Origin of the sequence: uncultured Mediterranea sp. (genome assembly GCF_902493215.1) — a bacterium.
Classification (GTDB): Bacteria; Bacteroidota; Bacteroidia; order Bacteroidales; family Bacteroidaceae; genus Bacteroides.
Map to the genome: position 1 here is coordinate 82,364 of NZ_CABUOL010000003.1, position 15,452 is coordinate 97,815.

A 15,452-nucleotide genomic window follows, 5' to 3' on the forward strand; every position below is an offset into this window, starting at 1 on the left:
CTGTAGTGTTCTTACATCTTTTTATCGGCAAGCCATCAGATGGAGTCGATGAACTTCACCACCGCCTCGCGGTCCTCTTTCGAAAGCTCGCGGAACTTCTGGACGGTGTAGTAGGCATCGCTCTGCTCGCTGGTGCCGTGCCACATGATGGCTTCCATCGTGGTGCGCGCACGGCAGTCGTGCAGGCGGTCGGCATACTCGGCCCCTGTGCAACGCTGATGCAGGCCGCGCCCCCAGAGCGGCGTGGTGCGGCACCAACCAGTGCGGATGTCGTTCACCATGTGGAGCTTGTGCTGCACCATGTCGGTGTAGGGCCAAATCTTCTGATGCGGATAGCGGGGCAGTTGCCTGGCCTTGTCGCCTGTGAAGAAGCGGGCGGGGTCGCGTATCTCGTCGTCGCCCGTCGTCCAGGTGGGTTTGTGGCAGTAGGCGCAACCTATCTCCGAGAAGAGTTCCTTGCCGCGGAGCACGTCCTCGTCGTCCACGTTGCGGGCGGCGGGCACGGCCAGGCCCCGATGCCACACCATGAGGTCGATGTAGTCCTGGTCGCTCACCTCGACGGGCAGCGTCTTCGAGGTCAGGTAGTTGTAGATGTTGTCCGCCACGTTTTCCGTGAACCATTCAGGGTGTTCCTCGGGTGTGGACACCTTGGCGATGTAGCTGGGAAAGCCCGCCTGAATGTCGGGGTCCTGCGAAGCATATTGGGCGTAGGAGCCTGCCGCGTCGAGGTAATGGAAGCGGCGGTCGCTGCGCGTGGCGTTGGTAATGTTCCAGAAGGCATTGGCACCTGCCGCGTCCTGCAAGGGGCCACGGCTCAAGGCGTAGGTATAACGGAACGGATAGAGGGTACCGTCTCCGCCTTGCGCCGTATTGGCATATTGCTTCACCCACTCTCCGTTCTTGAAGATGGCTTCGTTGAGCTTGAAATAGCCGTCCTGCTCCTGCTTGGCGTATTCAGCCTTCAGGTCCTCGTCGCTGATGGCATCGAGCAGGCCCGTGCCATAGATGCCGATGGTGGACTCCAGACGCACCTCGTAGTCGCCCACGTCGTAGCCGCGGTTGGCCACGTAAATGGCACTCCTGGGGATGTCCACTTCGGGGTAGCGCAGCTGGTAGGTCTCGCCGTCGGGGAACTTGTTGCCGAAGGCGTCGGTATATTCGTGCCAGGTGATGGTAATCTGCGACTCGTCGAGCGGCGCCTTGAAGGGGGCCACGGCATGAGTTTGCGGCATGCCTGCCAGCCAGGGCACATAGGCCTCGGTCTCGGGGTTGTAAACCACCAGCAGATAGCCGTTTCCTATCTCGTTGGTGTTGAACGTGCCGTTGTTTTGGCTCTTGCCATGCCCGTAGCCAGGATGGCAATGCATGCACGAGGTTCGGATGTAGAGCGGCCCCAGGCCATGGCGCATGCCGTCGAAGTTGGCCGTGAAAGGTTTCTCGAAGAACTGCTCGCCACGGTTGAAGGCGGCGTTCATGGTGGCGTCGGCCTCGACCACGGCCGTAGGGTCTTCGAAGGCCGTCGAGGTAGAGTTGGAGGTAGTGCCCAGTTCGCCGCCCGTGTAGTACCAGTCGGGCAGCTCAGCGGGCGTCTCGGACGAAGGGTTGTCGCCCTTCACGTCGTCGTCGCTACAGGCCGTCAGGCTCAGAGCGGCTCCAAGGATTACATAAAAACAGGTCTTTTTCATCATTGACTTTTCTTTCTTTAATGGTTGGCCTGCAACAACGTCTTCACCTCGTCGAAGATATCGTTCATCACATTGCAGGCATCGATGGCATCCTGATTGATTTTATCGTACTCGGCCGCACCACAGGTGTAGGCAAAGGGTTCGCCCATCAGGCTTATCTTGTCGTAGGCGTCTTGGATGGCGGCCTTCACACGAGTGTCCAGATCGGCATTGAGCGTAGCGACGTAGGTGCTCAGGGTGTGGGTGGCCGTCTGGATGGTACCGTCCACCGAGGGCGAGCCCTGATAGGCATTGCGGATGCTGATGACATTGCCTTGGAAGTCGCGGATGGAATTCAGGCTGTAGGGCGACTCGATGTAGCTGGGGTCGTACTCCATACCGCCCGAGGGAAGTCCCTTGCCCGTGGGGTTACCAATCTTGATGTTGCCCACCTCGTTGGCAATGTTCTGTATGCCGGCCGTTATCATGTCGTACACCACGTCGAGGTAGTTCTTGTACTCACTGCCTGCCGCGCCTGCATTCTTGATGTTATCGCCGAAGTTCTTGCCCTTGTCCAGTTCGGTGTCGGTCAGAATCTGCTGCTTCTCGGCCGATACATTCTCAGTTCCTGCCCAGCAGGCCTCCAGCAGGATGCACTGGTTGCGCAGGTCGCCTGCCAGCCCCACGAGGTAGTTCAGTTCTTCAGTGGTATAGTTCAGGTTGTGGGCTACGCTGGTAGAATTGGCTGTAGCGTTGCCGCTGGCATTGGTGTTGGTCAGCTCGAAGAGCAGGTACTCGATGGCATGGAAGCCTTGCAGGGCATAACCCAGGTAATTGCCCACATAGTTGCCTTCGTCGTCCATCTGCGCCATTTGGGCGGGGTTGTTCAGCAGAGCATCCATACCCGTCTTGTCCAGCGGCCAGGAGTCGATGTGGGGGTCTACGTTGTAGTCGCCTGCCGGGCCAAACAGCCAAGCCTCACTCTTCTCCCAATAGTCGCGCGCCAGCTTCCAGGCCTCGCAGGCGGCCTCCACGTCGGCGGTGGTCAGCGTGCCAGCCTGCTTCTTCGTGCGGATGTCGATACACAAGCTGTGAAGGCTCATGGCGGCGTCGGCCATGCCTTGATACGAAGGAATCACGGTCTTATCGGCAAAGTCGGCCACCACTTCCTTCAAGGCCTTCTCCTGAGCCGAAAGCTCGGTTCCGTCGGTAGGGTCATCGTTGTCACTACAAGATGTCATACTCATGCCCATCATGGCTCCCAGAGCCAGACAGAGCGGGAATTTCAGAAACGTTTTCATTGTGTCTTATGTTTTTTGGTTATTATGGAATGTATTCAAGTAAAATCAGATCTTCACCACAGATTACACGGATTATCACAGATTCATCGACCTGACAATCTGAAAATCAAGAAAGTTCTGTGTCAATCTGAGCCATCTGTGGTGAGCTATTACAAGTTGAAGAAGCCCGCATAGGCCACACCTACCGACACGGCAGGCTCGTTGTTGAACTTGCTTTTGAGGAGGCCGATGGAATATTCGCCCTTGAGCACGACTTCCTTCAGCGGATAGTAGTTGACGCCCACGGCCAGACGCTGGCGGCCATACTCCTCGTAGTGGGTCACGGCCTTGGCAGTCTTGTACATGGAGTCGTAGTACTCGTAGCGGCCGAAGAGGTAGAGGCGCTGCTCCTTGTCGGTACGTCTGGGGTTGAGGGAAAGGAAGTCGTAACCCACCTCCACACCTGTGGCAATGGCACTCGAGGCCACGGGCTGCTTGGGCGAGGGAGAATCCTTGGAGAAGCTCTGGTTGTAGCGGGTGATGAGGTCGGCGTCGGACAGGTGGCCATAGTCGAACGAGCCGCGCGCCACCCAGTTGTGGGCGTCGTAGCAGAAGTCGAACGCGCCGATGAGTACCGTTCCCTTCACATCGTCGTAAACGGCGTTGGTGGCCTTCTTCAGGGTGTTGCTGAAGGAGTTGCCCGCATAGCCGCTGAGCGAGAGGCGCAGGCCTTTTACCGAATAGTTGTCCACGCGGAAGGCACCTGCCATGGCATTGGCTATCTTGAATTCGTAGGGGCTGCCCGCTCCACCTTTCACCCATTCCTTGCTGCCGAAGCGGTCGGAGTCGAGACCCGCCAGAAGCATGGCCTCGTAGCGCCACTGCCCGGCACGGCCCCAAAGGCTGATACCCGTCTCGTGCCACGTGCAGGGCAGGATGGTGTTCTCACCCTCGGGTCGATAGACACCGAAGAACTCGGTGGGCAGGTGGTGGGCATTGGTCATGCCGACGGGCACCACCATGTGGCCCAGCTTGATGTTGAACTGGGGACAGAAGGACTTCTGAATCCAAAACTGCTCGAGGGCCACTTCACCGCCACGCTCCACTTCGCTTTCGTATTCGCCGCCTTCGTGTTCCTCAATCTCGACGGCACTCTCCGTGCCGCCATGTTCGAACTCGATTTCGGTACCCATGGTCCAGCCCTTGCCGAAGTCGTAACCCAGCATGATGACTACGTGGGGCAGGTCGAAGCGTCCGTGCGTGTCGTCCTTGTAGTTCTGCGGGCTGTCGTAGCGCAGGTAGTTGTCACTATAAAAATTGTAGCTGTAGACGGCTTCCCCATAGCCGCCGATGGTGAATCGCCGTTTGCGCGGAGCGGCTTCGGCGTCGGTTTTTTGTACGGCTTCGATACTTGCCAGCTTGGCCCGTCCGTCGGGCTCCTGCCGTTGAGAGGTTGTTCCCTCGTCGGCGTAAAGTGCTCCTGTACAGAGCATCAGGCCCAATGAAAGGCCCCATACCTTTTGTTTCATTTCCCTTATTTTTTATAATTTTTTGTTGGTGCAAAGGTACGGGGGCACTCAAAGGGGGGCAATACCCAAAAGCGGGTATTGTAGGGAGGAAAATAGGTAGTTTTAGGTATATTACTTCAGCCGCAGGGCCACAACGTAATAGACGGCCAGGGAGAGGGCCATCAGCACCAGCGCGGCCAGGCAGGCGATGCGTGCCCACAGATGGTGGTCGGCCCAGGGGCCGACAGCAAAGAGCAGGCTGATGCACACATTGAACGCCCGCAGGAGGCGCACCACGCACACGTACTGCTGCCCCACGTTGCGGACATTCACGCGCACAGGGAAGCGGATGAAACGCACAGGCAGGCGGGCACCCGTCACCATCAGCGCGAACACGAGCGTCGACAGGAGGGCCGATACCCACATATTGCCATCCGCCTGTCCGCCCTGCGAGGTATACTGCCAAAGCACACCCACCCAGCCCAGCACAACCAGAAGCAGGGCCACGCCTTCCACCACCCAATCTACGACGGCGGGGCGGAAATGTACATCGGGACAATCGTGGGCCGAGAAAGGACCCAGGTTCACGCCAAACAGATTGAAAGACTTGATTCGTATCATATTTATTTCTTTAAAGTTAATAGGAGTCAGAGGGAGTCATCGCCCTCTTCATTCTTCGCCGCGCCGCCCTTCTTCGCCTTCTTCAGCCGCCCGCTCTTGCGCAGGGCCTCGTTGATGATCCACTGGAGCTGGCCGTTGGTGCTGCGGAACTCGTCGGCCGCCCACTTCTCGATGGCATCCATCGTAGCGGCGTCCACGCGCAGGACAAAACTCTTGGTTGTATTTTCTTTCTTCGTTGCCACTTTTCTCTATACGTATTTTTACCAGACAAACAACAATCAACGCACATCCCTGCCGCGGATGAAGCCGGCCACGTCGTCGGCCACGCAGGAGGGTACGGGGCGCGCCTCGTTATACTCCAGCGGGGTGGACTTGCCCTTGCCTTCCTGCAACAGGTGGTTCAGCGCGGGGTAGGACTTGAGCTGCGCCTTGGGGCGGGCGAGCAGGCCCATGAGCCACAGGCCGTAGTCCTGCATGGTGACCTGATAGTCGCGCTCGCCCTGAAGCACCAGCAGGGGGCAATCCAAGCTTGCGGCCACTTCCACGGGGCGATAGGCGCGCAGAAATTCCCAATACCCCTTGGGCAGGCCCAGCGGCAGGGCGATGGTGTCGCTGAAGGCAGGCGTGCCCAGGCGCTTCACGTTGGCCACCTGCCGCTTCAGCTCGTCCAGCTGGGCGCGCGTCTGCTCGCTGGGCGTGGTCAGCGAGGCGAGATATGCCGACTGCTCCACCAGTAGGTCCTCGAAGGGACGGGCAGGTCCGGCCACGATGATGATGCCTGCCACCTGAGGCGAACGCCTGGCGATGCGCGGGGCCATCATGCCGCCCTGGCTGTGGCCGAGGACAAAGACGCTGTCGGCCGCCACCTGAGGCAGGCCGGCTGCCAGACGGACGGCCGAGAGGGCATCGTCCACCGTCTCCACATCCATGTCCAGCCGGCGACCCTGCGGCACGCAATCGGCGCCGTAGACCTTCGTGCGCTTGTCGTAGCGCAGGGTGGCGATGCCGCGGTAGGCCAGCAGCCAGGCCAGGTCGCGGAAGGGCTTGTTGGGGCCTATGGTCTCGTCGCGGTCGTTGGGGCCCGAGCCGTGTACCAGCACTACGCAGGGCACCCGTCGGCCCTCCTCCTTCAGGCGGGGCAGGGTCAGCGTGGCGGGCAGGTGGTAGCCGTCGGTCACCACCACGGTGTCGCGCTCTTCCATCAGCGTGCGGTCGAAGGCTACGGCAGGCGCTCCGGCAGGTTCGGGGGCGGGCACCACACGGATGGTGTTCAGCCGCCCATCGGCGTCGAAACCCACGAGCAGGCGCAGGCGGTAGCGTTCGAAGGTCAGGTCGCGGCGGCACAGCTCCACGCCCTGCACGGCTTCCTGCGTCCAGGCTCCGGCCGACTGCAACGCGCCGAACTGGCCCGTCAGCTGGCGCCAGGTGTCGGCAAACACGGCGGGCGAGAGCTGGCGCTGCGCCTCGTCGTTGAGGGCGACATAGATGCTGTCACCACGGCCTTCGACAAGGTGTTCGTAGATGCGCTCCGCACGCGCCCGACGGTCGTCCTGCGCCCATCCCTTCAGGGCGGTTCCGCCCAGCAGGAAGAACAAAGCCCATATCGTAATCTTCCAATTATCCATTGTCCATTATCAATTATCCATTGTTCTTCAGCCAACGGCTGTAATAGTAATAATCCAGGTAATACTTCAGCGCGCCGCCCACAAAGGCCAGCGCCACAATCATCAGGTTGCGCAGGCGGAAACGGTCGGCCCATACGGCGGCATCGAAGCCTTCCACCGCCCACTCTATCAGGTCGAAGACGAGCGTCACCCCTACCACCACCAGCGCATACACGCCGCCGGTGAAGAGCACGAAGAGGGGCTTGTTGCGCAGGTAGAGACGGTGCGTCAGGTTGCCCACCACGATGTGCCTCGTCTCCACACGCGGACGGCAATAGAGGTAGACGCCCCGCAGGGCGATGAGCACGCCCACCAGCATGAAGGCCGCAATGCCCCAGAGGTTGCCCTTGTCCATCAGCAGCCAGTTGCGGCCGAGTATCCAGGCAAACACCAGCGCGATGAACACCCCCACTCCGATGCCGGAGCCGGCCGTCAGGCGGGTGCTGCACTGATAGATTACTTCACTTCCACTATTAAATCCTATCATATCTTTTGTTTTAGAAGTTAGAGAAGTTAAAGGAGTTAGAGGAGTTAGAGGCCAATTGCCTTTAAAAGCGGAAGAGGCATAAAAGTATCGGCTTTCAACTCCCCTCCTTCCGGAAGGAGGGGTGCCCAACGGGCGGGGTGGTAGGTTTTCGCGAGAGGTTATCAATCAACGCGTTACGCATTCACCTACCACCTCCCCCTATCGGGGACTCCTCCTTCCGGAAGGAGGAGAGTTGAAGATACTTCTATTTTGACACCCTTCCGTCGCAGATACCTCTATTTTGAGACATTCCCTATGTTCTTGTGTCTGAATCCGTTCGCCTGTCCGAGCACGCCATTAATGGTTCAGCGTCCCCGTATTCACCACCGGCTGGGCAGCCTCGTCGGCACAGAGCACCACGAGCAGATTGCTCACCATGGCCGCCTTCTTCTCTTCGTCCAGCTCCACGATTTCGTCCTTCGAGAGCTTGTCCAACGCCATGTGGACCATCGACACGGCCCCTTCGACAATCTTCTCGCGGGCACTGATGATGGCCGACGCCTGCTGGCGGCGCAGCATCACGGCCGCAATCTCGGGCGCATAGGCCAGGTAGTTGATGCGGGCTTCCAGCACCTCGATGCCCGCCATGGCCAGGCGCTCGTTGAGCTTCTGCTCCAGCTGGTCGTTGATTTCCTCACCACCCGAGCGGAGGGTCAGTTCGCCGTCGGCGCCCTCGTTGTCGTCGTAGGCATACTGCCCGGCCACCTGGCGCAGGGCGGCGTCGCTCTGAATCTTCACGAAGTTCTCGAAGGCGTTCATGCGGTTGGCCACGGCGTTGCCCATGTTCACCGCCTTGCCGTCGCTCGACGTGGTGCCCGCACTGGCCATGGTCTGCGAGTCGATTTCGAACATCGCCTTGTACGTATCCTTCAGCCGCCACACCAGCACGAGGCCTATCAGCACGGGGTTACCAATCTTGTCGTTCACCTTGATGGGCTCCACGTCGAGGTTGCGCGCACGCAGCGACAGCTTCTTGGCCTCCATGAAAGGGTTCACCCAGAAGAAGCCCGTCTCGCGGAACGTGCCCTTATACCGACCGAAGAACACCATGGCCCGTGCCTCGTTGGGCTCCAGCATCATGTAGCCGCAGTTCAGGATGATCCACAGCACGGACATCACCGTCCCCAGCACATAGAGCAGCACGCCGCCCGTCACGAAGCACCACACCGTAAGGGCCGCCCATACAAACAGAAAGAGGAACAGGGCCAGGAAGCCGTTCATCTTAAAGCCTTTGAAATTCATTTCCTTTGTTTCCATACGCATTGTTTTAAAGTGATATCATTTTGATATCGCAAAGATATGTATTTCGTTTGAATTATGCAAGAGCCTCAGACGTTTTTTCTTCCATGTCCATACACCGGCGTCTCATTCCGGCTGCCGACAACTGCCATCTGTCATTTGTCACAGCAATGACAGAATGACAAATGACAGATGACAGTTAGTTGAATTCGGTTTGGAAAAAGTGCGTGACAAATTTTATATTATATATATAATAATATATATATAATATAACTTATATTTGGGACGCACACGCTCTTCTGAAAAAAACAAACTGTCATCTGTCATTGTCACTGCGAGAAATTCGTATTCAATAAAACACATTGATTTTCAACCAATTATATTTCATCGTAATAAATACAACTGTCACAGCTGTCATCACCGGAACAGAAAAATGGAGCGAAAAGCGCCGTTTATTTCCTCCCAAAAGGGCAAAATCACATACATTCGAGGGCGAAAAAACAGGAAAATCGAGAAAAAGGACATGCCCGAAAAAACTCATTTCGCACTATTTTTTGAAGAAAAAAAAGCTGTTTCCGGCCGAAATTTTCACCAAAGAGAGAGAGTTCCGCCCCGGCATCGAAGCGCACGGGCCATTTCTCCGAACAGACACGCAGGCCCCGTCCGCCGGCGGTACAGAGACGGAAAAACGCCGCGGCGTCCCTCGAAAAACACTGCTTTCCACCCTGAAAAACAATGCATTAGTTTTATTAACACGCTCCGCTGTTCTGTTAACACATTTTCAGCTGCTGGCGGCGTCCTTTTTTTGGCCCGCCCGAGAAAATGGTCTATCTTTGTGGTACACGGACGGGGGAAAAGCCAGACAGGCAGAAGAAAAAACGTATAACTTTGCCCGCATCCGATTTCTTTTTGTTACTTTTGCATTCTATAACAAAGACAAGAGATGGATACGAATCTGACTACATACAGCTTGCTGAACAGCATCGCTACCCCCGAAGACCTCCGCAAACTGCGTCCGGACCAGCTGCCGGAGGTATGCAGGGAGCTCAGAAAGGACATCATCGAAGAAGTGTCGCGCAACCCCGGACACTTCGCCGCCAGCCTGGGCACCGTGGAACTTACCGTAGCCCTGCACTACGTCTACCATACACCCTACGACCGCATCGTGTGGGACGTGGGACACCAGGCCTACGGGCACAAGATACTGACGGGACGTCGCGATGCCTTCTCGACCAACCGCCGCTTCAAGGGCATCAAGCCCTTCCCCTCGCCCGAAGAGAGCGAATACGACACCTTTGCCTGCGGACATGCGTCGAACTCCATTTCGGCCGCCCTGGGCATGTGCGTGGCCGCCCGGCAGAAGGGCGAAACAGACCGCAGGGTGGTGGCCGTCATCGGCGACGGCAGCATGAGCGGCGGACTGGCCTTCGAGGGGCTGAACAATGCCTCGTCCACGCCGAACGACCTGCTCATCATCCTGAACGACAACGACATGGCCATCGACCGCAGCGTGGGAGGCATGAAGCAGTACCTCTTCAACCTCACCACGAGCAACCGCTACAACCAGCTGCGCTTCAAGATGTCGCGCATCCTCTTCAAGATGGGCATCCTCAACGAAGAGCGGCGCAAGGCCCTCATCCGCTTTGCCAACAGCCTGAAGTCCATGGCCGCCCAGCAGCAGAACATCTTCGAGGGCATGAACATCCGATACTTTGGGCCCATCGACGGACACGACGTGAAGAATCTGGCCCGCGTGCTCCACGACATCAAGGACCTGAAGGGACCCAAGATACTGCACCTGCACACCACCAAGGGCAAAGGCTTCGAGCCGGCCGAAAAGGACCCCGGCGTGTGGCACGCGCCCGGCAAGTTCAACCCCGACACGGGCGAACGCATCCTGGCCGACACCAGCCACCTGCCGCCCCTCTACCAGGACGTCTTCGGCGAAACGCTCGTGGAGCTGGCACGGCAGAACCCGCGCATCGTGGGCGTGACGCCCGCCATGCCCACCGGCTGCTCCATGAACAAGCTCATGGAAGCCATGCCCGACCGCGCCTTCGACGTGGGCATCGCCGAGGGACACGCGGCCACCTTCTCGGGCGGCATGGCCAAGGAAGGGCTGCAACCCTTCTGCAACATCTACTCGAGCTTCATGCAGCGTGCCTACGACAACGTGATACACGACATCGCCCTGTTGCGCCTGCCCGTGGTGCTCTGCCTGGACCGTGCCGGCCTGGTGGGCGAAGACGGCCCCACACACCACGGCGTGTTCGACCTGGCCTACTTCCGCCCCATCCCCAACCTGACCATCGCCTCGCCGCTGGACGAACACGAGCTGCGCCGCCTGATGTACACCGCCCAGCTGCCCGACAAGGGGCCGTTCGTCATCCGCTATCCGCGCGGACGGGGCGTGCTGCTCGACTGGCGCTGCCCGCTGGAAGAGGTGCCCGTGGGCAAGGGAAGAAAGCTGAAGGAGGGCAAGGACATGGCCGTCGTCACCCTGGGCCCCATCGGCAACGTGGCCGCACGCGCCATCACGCGGGCCGAACAGGAGCAGGGCCTCTCCATCGCCCACTACGACCTGCGCTTCCTCAAGCCGCTGGACGAGGAAATGCTCCACGAGATAGGCCGACGTTTCCGCCGCATCGTCACGGTGGAAGACGGCGTCGTCAGCGGAGGCATGGGCAGCGCCGTGCTGGAGTTCATGGCCGACCACGGCTACAAGCCCGACGTGCGACGCATCGGCGTGCCCGACCAGTTTGTCGAGCATGGCACCGTCAACGAGCTGTACCACCTGTGCGGCATGGACGAAGAGGGCATCTGCCGACAATTATCAATGAACAATGAATAATGAACAATTTATAATCTGATTGTAAAGTGAAAATCATCATTGCCGGTGCCGGCGCGGTAGGCACACACCTGGCCAAGCTCCTCTCGCGCGAGAAGCAGGACATCATCCTGATGGACGAAAACGAAGAACGCCTCAACGCCTTCGGGTCGAACTTCGACCTGATGGCCGTCAACGCCTCACCCTCGTCGGTATCGGGACTCAAGGAAGTGGGTGTGTCCGACGCCGACCTGTTCATCGCCGTCACCCCCGACGAAAGCCGCAACGTGACGGCCTGCCTGCTGGCCGCCAACCTGGGCGCACAGAAGACCGTGGCCCGCATCGACAACTACGAATACCTGCTGCCCAAGAACAAGGAATTCTTCCAGAAGCTGGGCGTGCACTCGCTCATCTACCCCGAAATGCTGGCCGCCAAGGAAATCGTGGCCTCCATCCGCATGAGCTGGGTGCGCCAGTGGTGGGAGTTCTGCGGCGGAGCCCTCATCCTGATAGGCACCAAGATGCGCGCCAAGGCCGAGATACTGAACATCCCCCTGCACCAGCTGGGAGGCCCCGAACTGCCCTACCACATCGTGGCCATCAAGCGCGGCAACGAGACGCTCATCCCCCGCGGCGACGACGTCATCCAGCTGCACGACATCGTCTACTTCACCACCACCCGCAAGTACATCCCCTACGTGCGTAAGGTGGCCGGCAAGGAAGACTACCCCGACGTGCGCAACGTCATGATCATGGGCGGCAGCCGCATCGCCGTCAGGACCGCCCAGTACGTGCCCGACTACATGCAGCTGAAAATCATCGAAAACGACCTGAACCGATGCAACCGCCTGACAGAGATTCTGGACGACCGCATCATGGTCATCAACGGCGACGGACGCGACCTCGACCTGCTCACCGAAGAGGGGCTGCAGAACACCGAAGCCTTCGTGGCACTGACGGGCAACTCCGAAACCAACATCCTGGCCTGCCTCGCCGCCAAGCGCATGGGCGTGCGCAAGACCGTAGCCGAAGTGGAGAACATCGACTACATCGGCATGGCCGAAAGCCTCGACATAGGCACCGTGATCAACAAGAAGATGATCGCCGCCAGCCACATCTACCAGATGATGCTCGACGCCGACGTGAGCAACGTGAAATGCCTCACCGTGGCCAACGCCGACGTGGCCGAGTTCACCGTCAAGGCCGGCTCGAAAATCACGAAGCATCCCGTCAAGGACCTGGGCCTGCCCAAGGGCGTGACCATCGGCGGCCTCATCCGCCAGGGCGAGGGTGTCGTCGTGACAGGAAACACGCTAATACAGCCGGGCGACCACGTGGTGGTGTTCTGCCTGAGCATGATGATCAAGAAGATAGAACATTACTTTAGTTAAGTTTGACATAGGATAAAAAGTGTAAAAATAACCATTTTTTGTCAAGCGGAGGTTACAAACAGATGAATTCTTATTTGTAATTTTGCAGGCCGAAAATGAGAAGGGGAGAAACGTCTCCCCATAACAAACACTAAAATCTTGTCAGATTTATGAATTTTACGTTCTTAGTCACCGTCGTGTTGACGGCCATTGTTTTCGTGGGCCTCGTCATCGCCATTTCCCACGCGATAGCGCCCCGTTCGTACAATCCGCAGAAGATGGAACCCTACGAATGCGGTATCCCCACACGCGGCCGTTCCTGGATGCAGTTCCGTGTAGGCTACTACCTGTTTGCCATCCTGTTCCTGATGTTCGAAGTCGAAACAGTATTCCTCTTCCCCTGGGCCATCACCCTGAAGGAGGGAGGAGCACAGGCACTCATCTCCGCCGCATTTTTCCTCTTTATCTTAGTGCTGGGTCTGGCTTACGCCTGGCGGAAAGGAGCACTGGAATGGAAGTAACGAAGAAACCCGTCATCAAGTCCATCCCCTACGAAGAATTTCAGGACAACGAAACACTCGAGAAAATCATTCAAGAACTGAACGCCGGCGGCGTGAACGTCGTGGTGGGTGCGCTCGACCAGCTCATCGACTGGGGACGCAGCAACTCCCTCTGGCCGCTGACCTTCGCCACCAGCTGCTGTGGTATCGAGTTCATGGCCGTGTGTGCCGCCCGATACGACATCGCACGCTTCGGCTTCGAAGTGACCCGCAACAGCCCCCGACAGGCCGACGTCATCCTCGTGAGCGGTACCATCACCCACAAGATGGCCCCTGTGCTCCGACGCCTGTACGACCAGATGGCCGACCCCAAATACGTCGTGGCCGTGGGCGGATGCGCCGTCAGCGGAGGCCCCTTCCGCAAGTCCTACCACGTGGTGCAGGGTGTGGACCAGATACTGCCTGTCGACGTCTACGTGCCCGGCTGTCCTCCGCGCCCCGAAGCCTTCCTCTATGGCATGATGCAGCTGCAGCGCAAGGTGAAGATTGAAAAATTCTTCGGAGGAGTGAACAGAAAAATGAAGAACGAGGATATGAAGAATGAAGAATAATATGGAAGAAAAGACACTATACATCGAGCCAGGGCAGCTGCACGACGAAATGCTGCGCCTGAAGAACGAACAGAAAATGGACTTCCTGGAAAGCCTGACGGGCATGGACTGGGGAGTACCCGACGAAAAGGACGCGGAAGGCGCGCTGAGAGGCCTTGGCGTAGTCTACCACCTGGAGTCGACCGAGAACGGCCAGCGCATGGTGGTGAAGACCTCGACCCTCGACCGCGAACAGCCCGAACTGCCTTCGGTGACCGACATCTGGCGCGGAGCCGAGTTTCCTGAACGCGAAGTGTACGACTTCTTCGGCATCCGCTTTGTGGGACATCCCGACATGCGACGCCTCTTCCTCCGCAACGACTGGGTGGGCTACCCCCTGCGCAAGGACAACGACCCTGAAAAGGAAAATCCCCTGCGCATGACCAACGAAGAGACCGTGGACACCACCCTCGAAATAAAGACCACACAAGACGGCGAGACGACCGAAGAACAGACGGTGCTCTTCGGCGACGACGAATATGTGGTGAACATCGGCCCCCAGCACCCCGCCACGCACGGCGTGCTGCGCTTCCGCGTGTCGCTCGAGGGCGAGAACATCCACAAGATTGACGTGAACTGCGGATACATCCACCGCGGCATCGAGAAGATGAACGAAAGCCTGACCTACCCGCAGACACTGGCCCTGACCGACCGTCTGGACTACCTGGGCGCCATGCAGAACCGCCACGCGCTGTGCATGTGCATCGAGAAGGCCATGGGCGTGGAGGTGAGCCGCCGCGTGCAGTACATCCGCACCATCATGGACGAGCTGCAGCGCATCGACTCGCACATCCTGTTCTTCTCCTGCCTCTGCCAGGACCTGGGTGCCACGACAGCCTTCCTCTATGGCTTCCGCGACCGCGAGAAGGTGCTCGACATCTTCGAGGAGACCTGCGGCGGACGCCTCATCCTGAACTACAACACCATCGGAGGTGTGCAGGCCGACATCCATCCTAACTTCGTGAAGCGTGTCAAGGAATTCATCCCCTACATGCGCCACAACCTGAAGGAGTATCACGACATCTTCACAGGCAACATCATCGCCCAGCAGCGCCTCAAGGGCATCGGCGTGCTGAGCCGCGAGGACGCCATCTCCTTCGGAGCGACAGGAGGTACAGGCCGCGCCAGCGGATGGGCCTGCGACGTGCGCAAGCGCATGCCCTATGCTGCCTACAATGAAGTGCAGTTCAACGAGATAGTCCGCACCGAGGGCGACTGCTTTGCCCGCTACATGGTACGCATGAACGAGATTGAAGAGAGCCTCCACATCATCGAGCAGCTCATCGACAACATCCCCGAAGGCCCCTATCAGGAAAAGATGAAACCCATCATCCGCGTGCCCGAAGGCAGCTGGTATGCCGCCGTCGAAGGCAGCCGCGGCGAGTTTGGCGTCTACCTCGAGAGCCGTGGCGACAAGACTCCCTACCGTCTGCACTACCGTGCCACAGGCCTGCCACTGGTGGGTACAGTGAACACCATCTGCCGCGGCGCGAAGATAGCCGACCTCATCGCCATCGGAGGTACGCTGGACTATGTGGTGCCCGACATCGACAGATAATCAATGGAGAATGGAAAATGGAGAATGGAAAATGGCTTGCCAGCC

The 15,452-nt window shown here is 58.6% G+C and carries 14 protein-coding genes; 6 read left to right on the forward strand and 8 right to left on the reverse strand.

Going from position 1 to position 15,452, the window contains the following annotated elements; genetic code table 11:
• Positions 1–35: 35 nt before the first annotated feature.
• From RDO88_RS02805 to RDO88_RS02840, 8 genes are all read right to left on the reverse strand, one after another.
• On the reverse strand, positions 36–1,685 hold the full coding sequence (locus RDO88_RS02805) for a di-heme oxidoredictase family protein (RefSeq protein WP_307758029.1): 1,650 nt from the start codon (positions 1,683–1,685) through the stop codon (positions 36–38).
• Between the two features lie 17 nt (positions 1,686–1,702).
• Complete coding sequence (locus RDO88_RS02810; RefSeq protein ID WP_307757912.1) at positions 1,703–2,965, reverse strand: imelysin family protein; 1,263 nt, start codon at positions 2,963–2,965, stop codon at positions 1,703–1,705.
• A 149-nt stretch (positions 2,966–3,114) separates the two neighbouring features.
• Positions 3,115–4,473, reverse strand: a complete 1,359-nt coding sequence (locus RDO88_RS02815) for a hypothetical protein (protein WP_307757913.1) — start codon at positions 4,471–4,473, stop codon at positions 3,115–3,117.
• Positions 4,474–4,584: 111 nt separating this feature from the next.
• The gene (locus RDO88_RS02820; protein ID WP_307757914.1) at positions 4,585–5,073 is read right to left on the reverse strand and encodes a hypothetical protein; all 489 of its coding nucleotides are present in this window, start codon (positions 5,071–5,073) and stop codon (positions 4,585–4,587) included.
• Between the two features lie 26 nt (positions 5,074–5,099).
• Positions 5,100–5,315 (reverse strand): DNA-binding protein, encoded by a 216-nt coding sequence (locus RDO88_RS02825; protein WP_307757915.1) that lies wholly within the window; start codon positions 5,313–5,315, stop codon positions 5,100–5,102.
• A 36-nt stretch (positions 5,316–5,351) separates the two neighbouring features.
• Positions 5,352–6,698 (reverse strand): alpha/beta fold hydrolase, encoded by a 1,347-nt coding sequence (locus RDO88_RS02830; RefSeq protein WP_307757916.1) that lies wholly within the window; start codon positions 6,696–6,698, stop codon positions 5,352–5,354.
• A gap of 13 nt (positions 6,699–6,711) precedes the next feature.
• Positions 6,712–7,224: a hypothetical protein gene (locus RDO88_RS02835; RefSeq protein WP_307757917.1), complete on the reverse strand. Its 513-nt coding sequence runs from the start codon at positions 7,222–7,224 to the stop codon at positions 6,712–6,714.
• 336 nt (positions 7,225–7,560) lie between these two features.
• Positions 7,561–8,520, reverse strand: coding sequence for an SPFH domain-containing protein (locus tag RDO88_RS02840; RefSeq protein ID WP_307757918.1), 960 nt, complete (start codon positions 8,518–8,520; stop codon positions 7,561–7,563).
• A gap of 344 nt (positions 8,521–8,864) precedes the next feature.
• On the opposite strand from RDO88_RS02840, the gene RDO88_RS02845 reads away from it, so the two are divergent.
• The 6 genes from RDO88_RS02845 to RDO88_RS02870 all read left to right on the forward strand — a co-directional run bounded on the left by RDO88_RS02845 (position 8,865) and on the right by RDO88_RS02870 (position 15,407).
• On the forward strand, positions 8,865–9,461 hold the full coding sequence (locus RDO88_RS02845; protein ID WP_307757919.1) for a hypothetical protein: 597 nt from the start codon (positions 8,865–8,867) through the stop codon (positions 9,459–9,461).
• The gene (dxs, locus tag RDO88_RS02850; RefSeq protein ID WP_307757920.1) at positions 9,446–11,353 is read left to right on the forward strand and encodes a 1-deoxy-D-xylulose-5-phosphate synthase; all 1,908 of its coding nucleotides are present in this window, start codon (positions 9,446–9,448) and stop codon (positions 11,351–11,353) included. The genes RDO88_RS02845 and dxs overlap by 16 nt, the downstream gene beginning before the upstream one ends.
• Positions 11,354–11,379: 26 nt before the next feature.
• On the forward strand, positions 11,380–12,720 hold the full coding sequence (gene trkA / locus RDO88_RS02855; RefSeq protein WP_307757921.1) for a Trk system potassium transporter TrkA: 1,341 nt from the start codon (positions 11,380–11,382) through the stop codon (positions 12,718–12,720).
• 149 nt (positions 12,721–12,869) lie between these two features.
• Entirely contained in the window at positions 12,870–13,220 is a 351-nt protein-coding gene (locus tag RDO88_RS02860) for an NADH-quinone oxidoreductase subunit A (RefSeq protein WP_307757922.1), read from the forward strand.
• Positions 13,211–13,810, forward strand: coding sequence for an NADH-quinone oxidoreductase subunit B (locus RDO88_RS02865; RefSeq protein WP_307757923.1), 600 nt, complete (start codon positions 13,211–13,213; stop codon positions 13,808–13,810). The genes RDO88_RS02860 and RDO88_RS02865 overlap by 10 nt, the downstream gene beginning before the upstream one ends.
• Positions 13,800–15,407: an NADH-quinone oxidoreductase subunit D gene (locus RDO88_RS02870; RefSeq protein ID WP_374043888.1), complete on the forward strand. Its 1,608-nt coding sequence runs from the start codon at positions 13,800–13,802 to the stop codon at positions 15,405–15,407. The genes RDO88_RS02865 and RDO88_RS02870 overlap by 11 nt, the downstream gene beginning before the upstream one ends.
• The last annotated feature ends 45 nt before the right edge of the window (positions 15,408–15,452 follow it).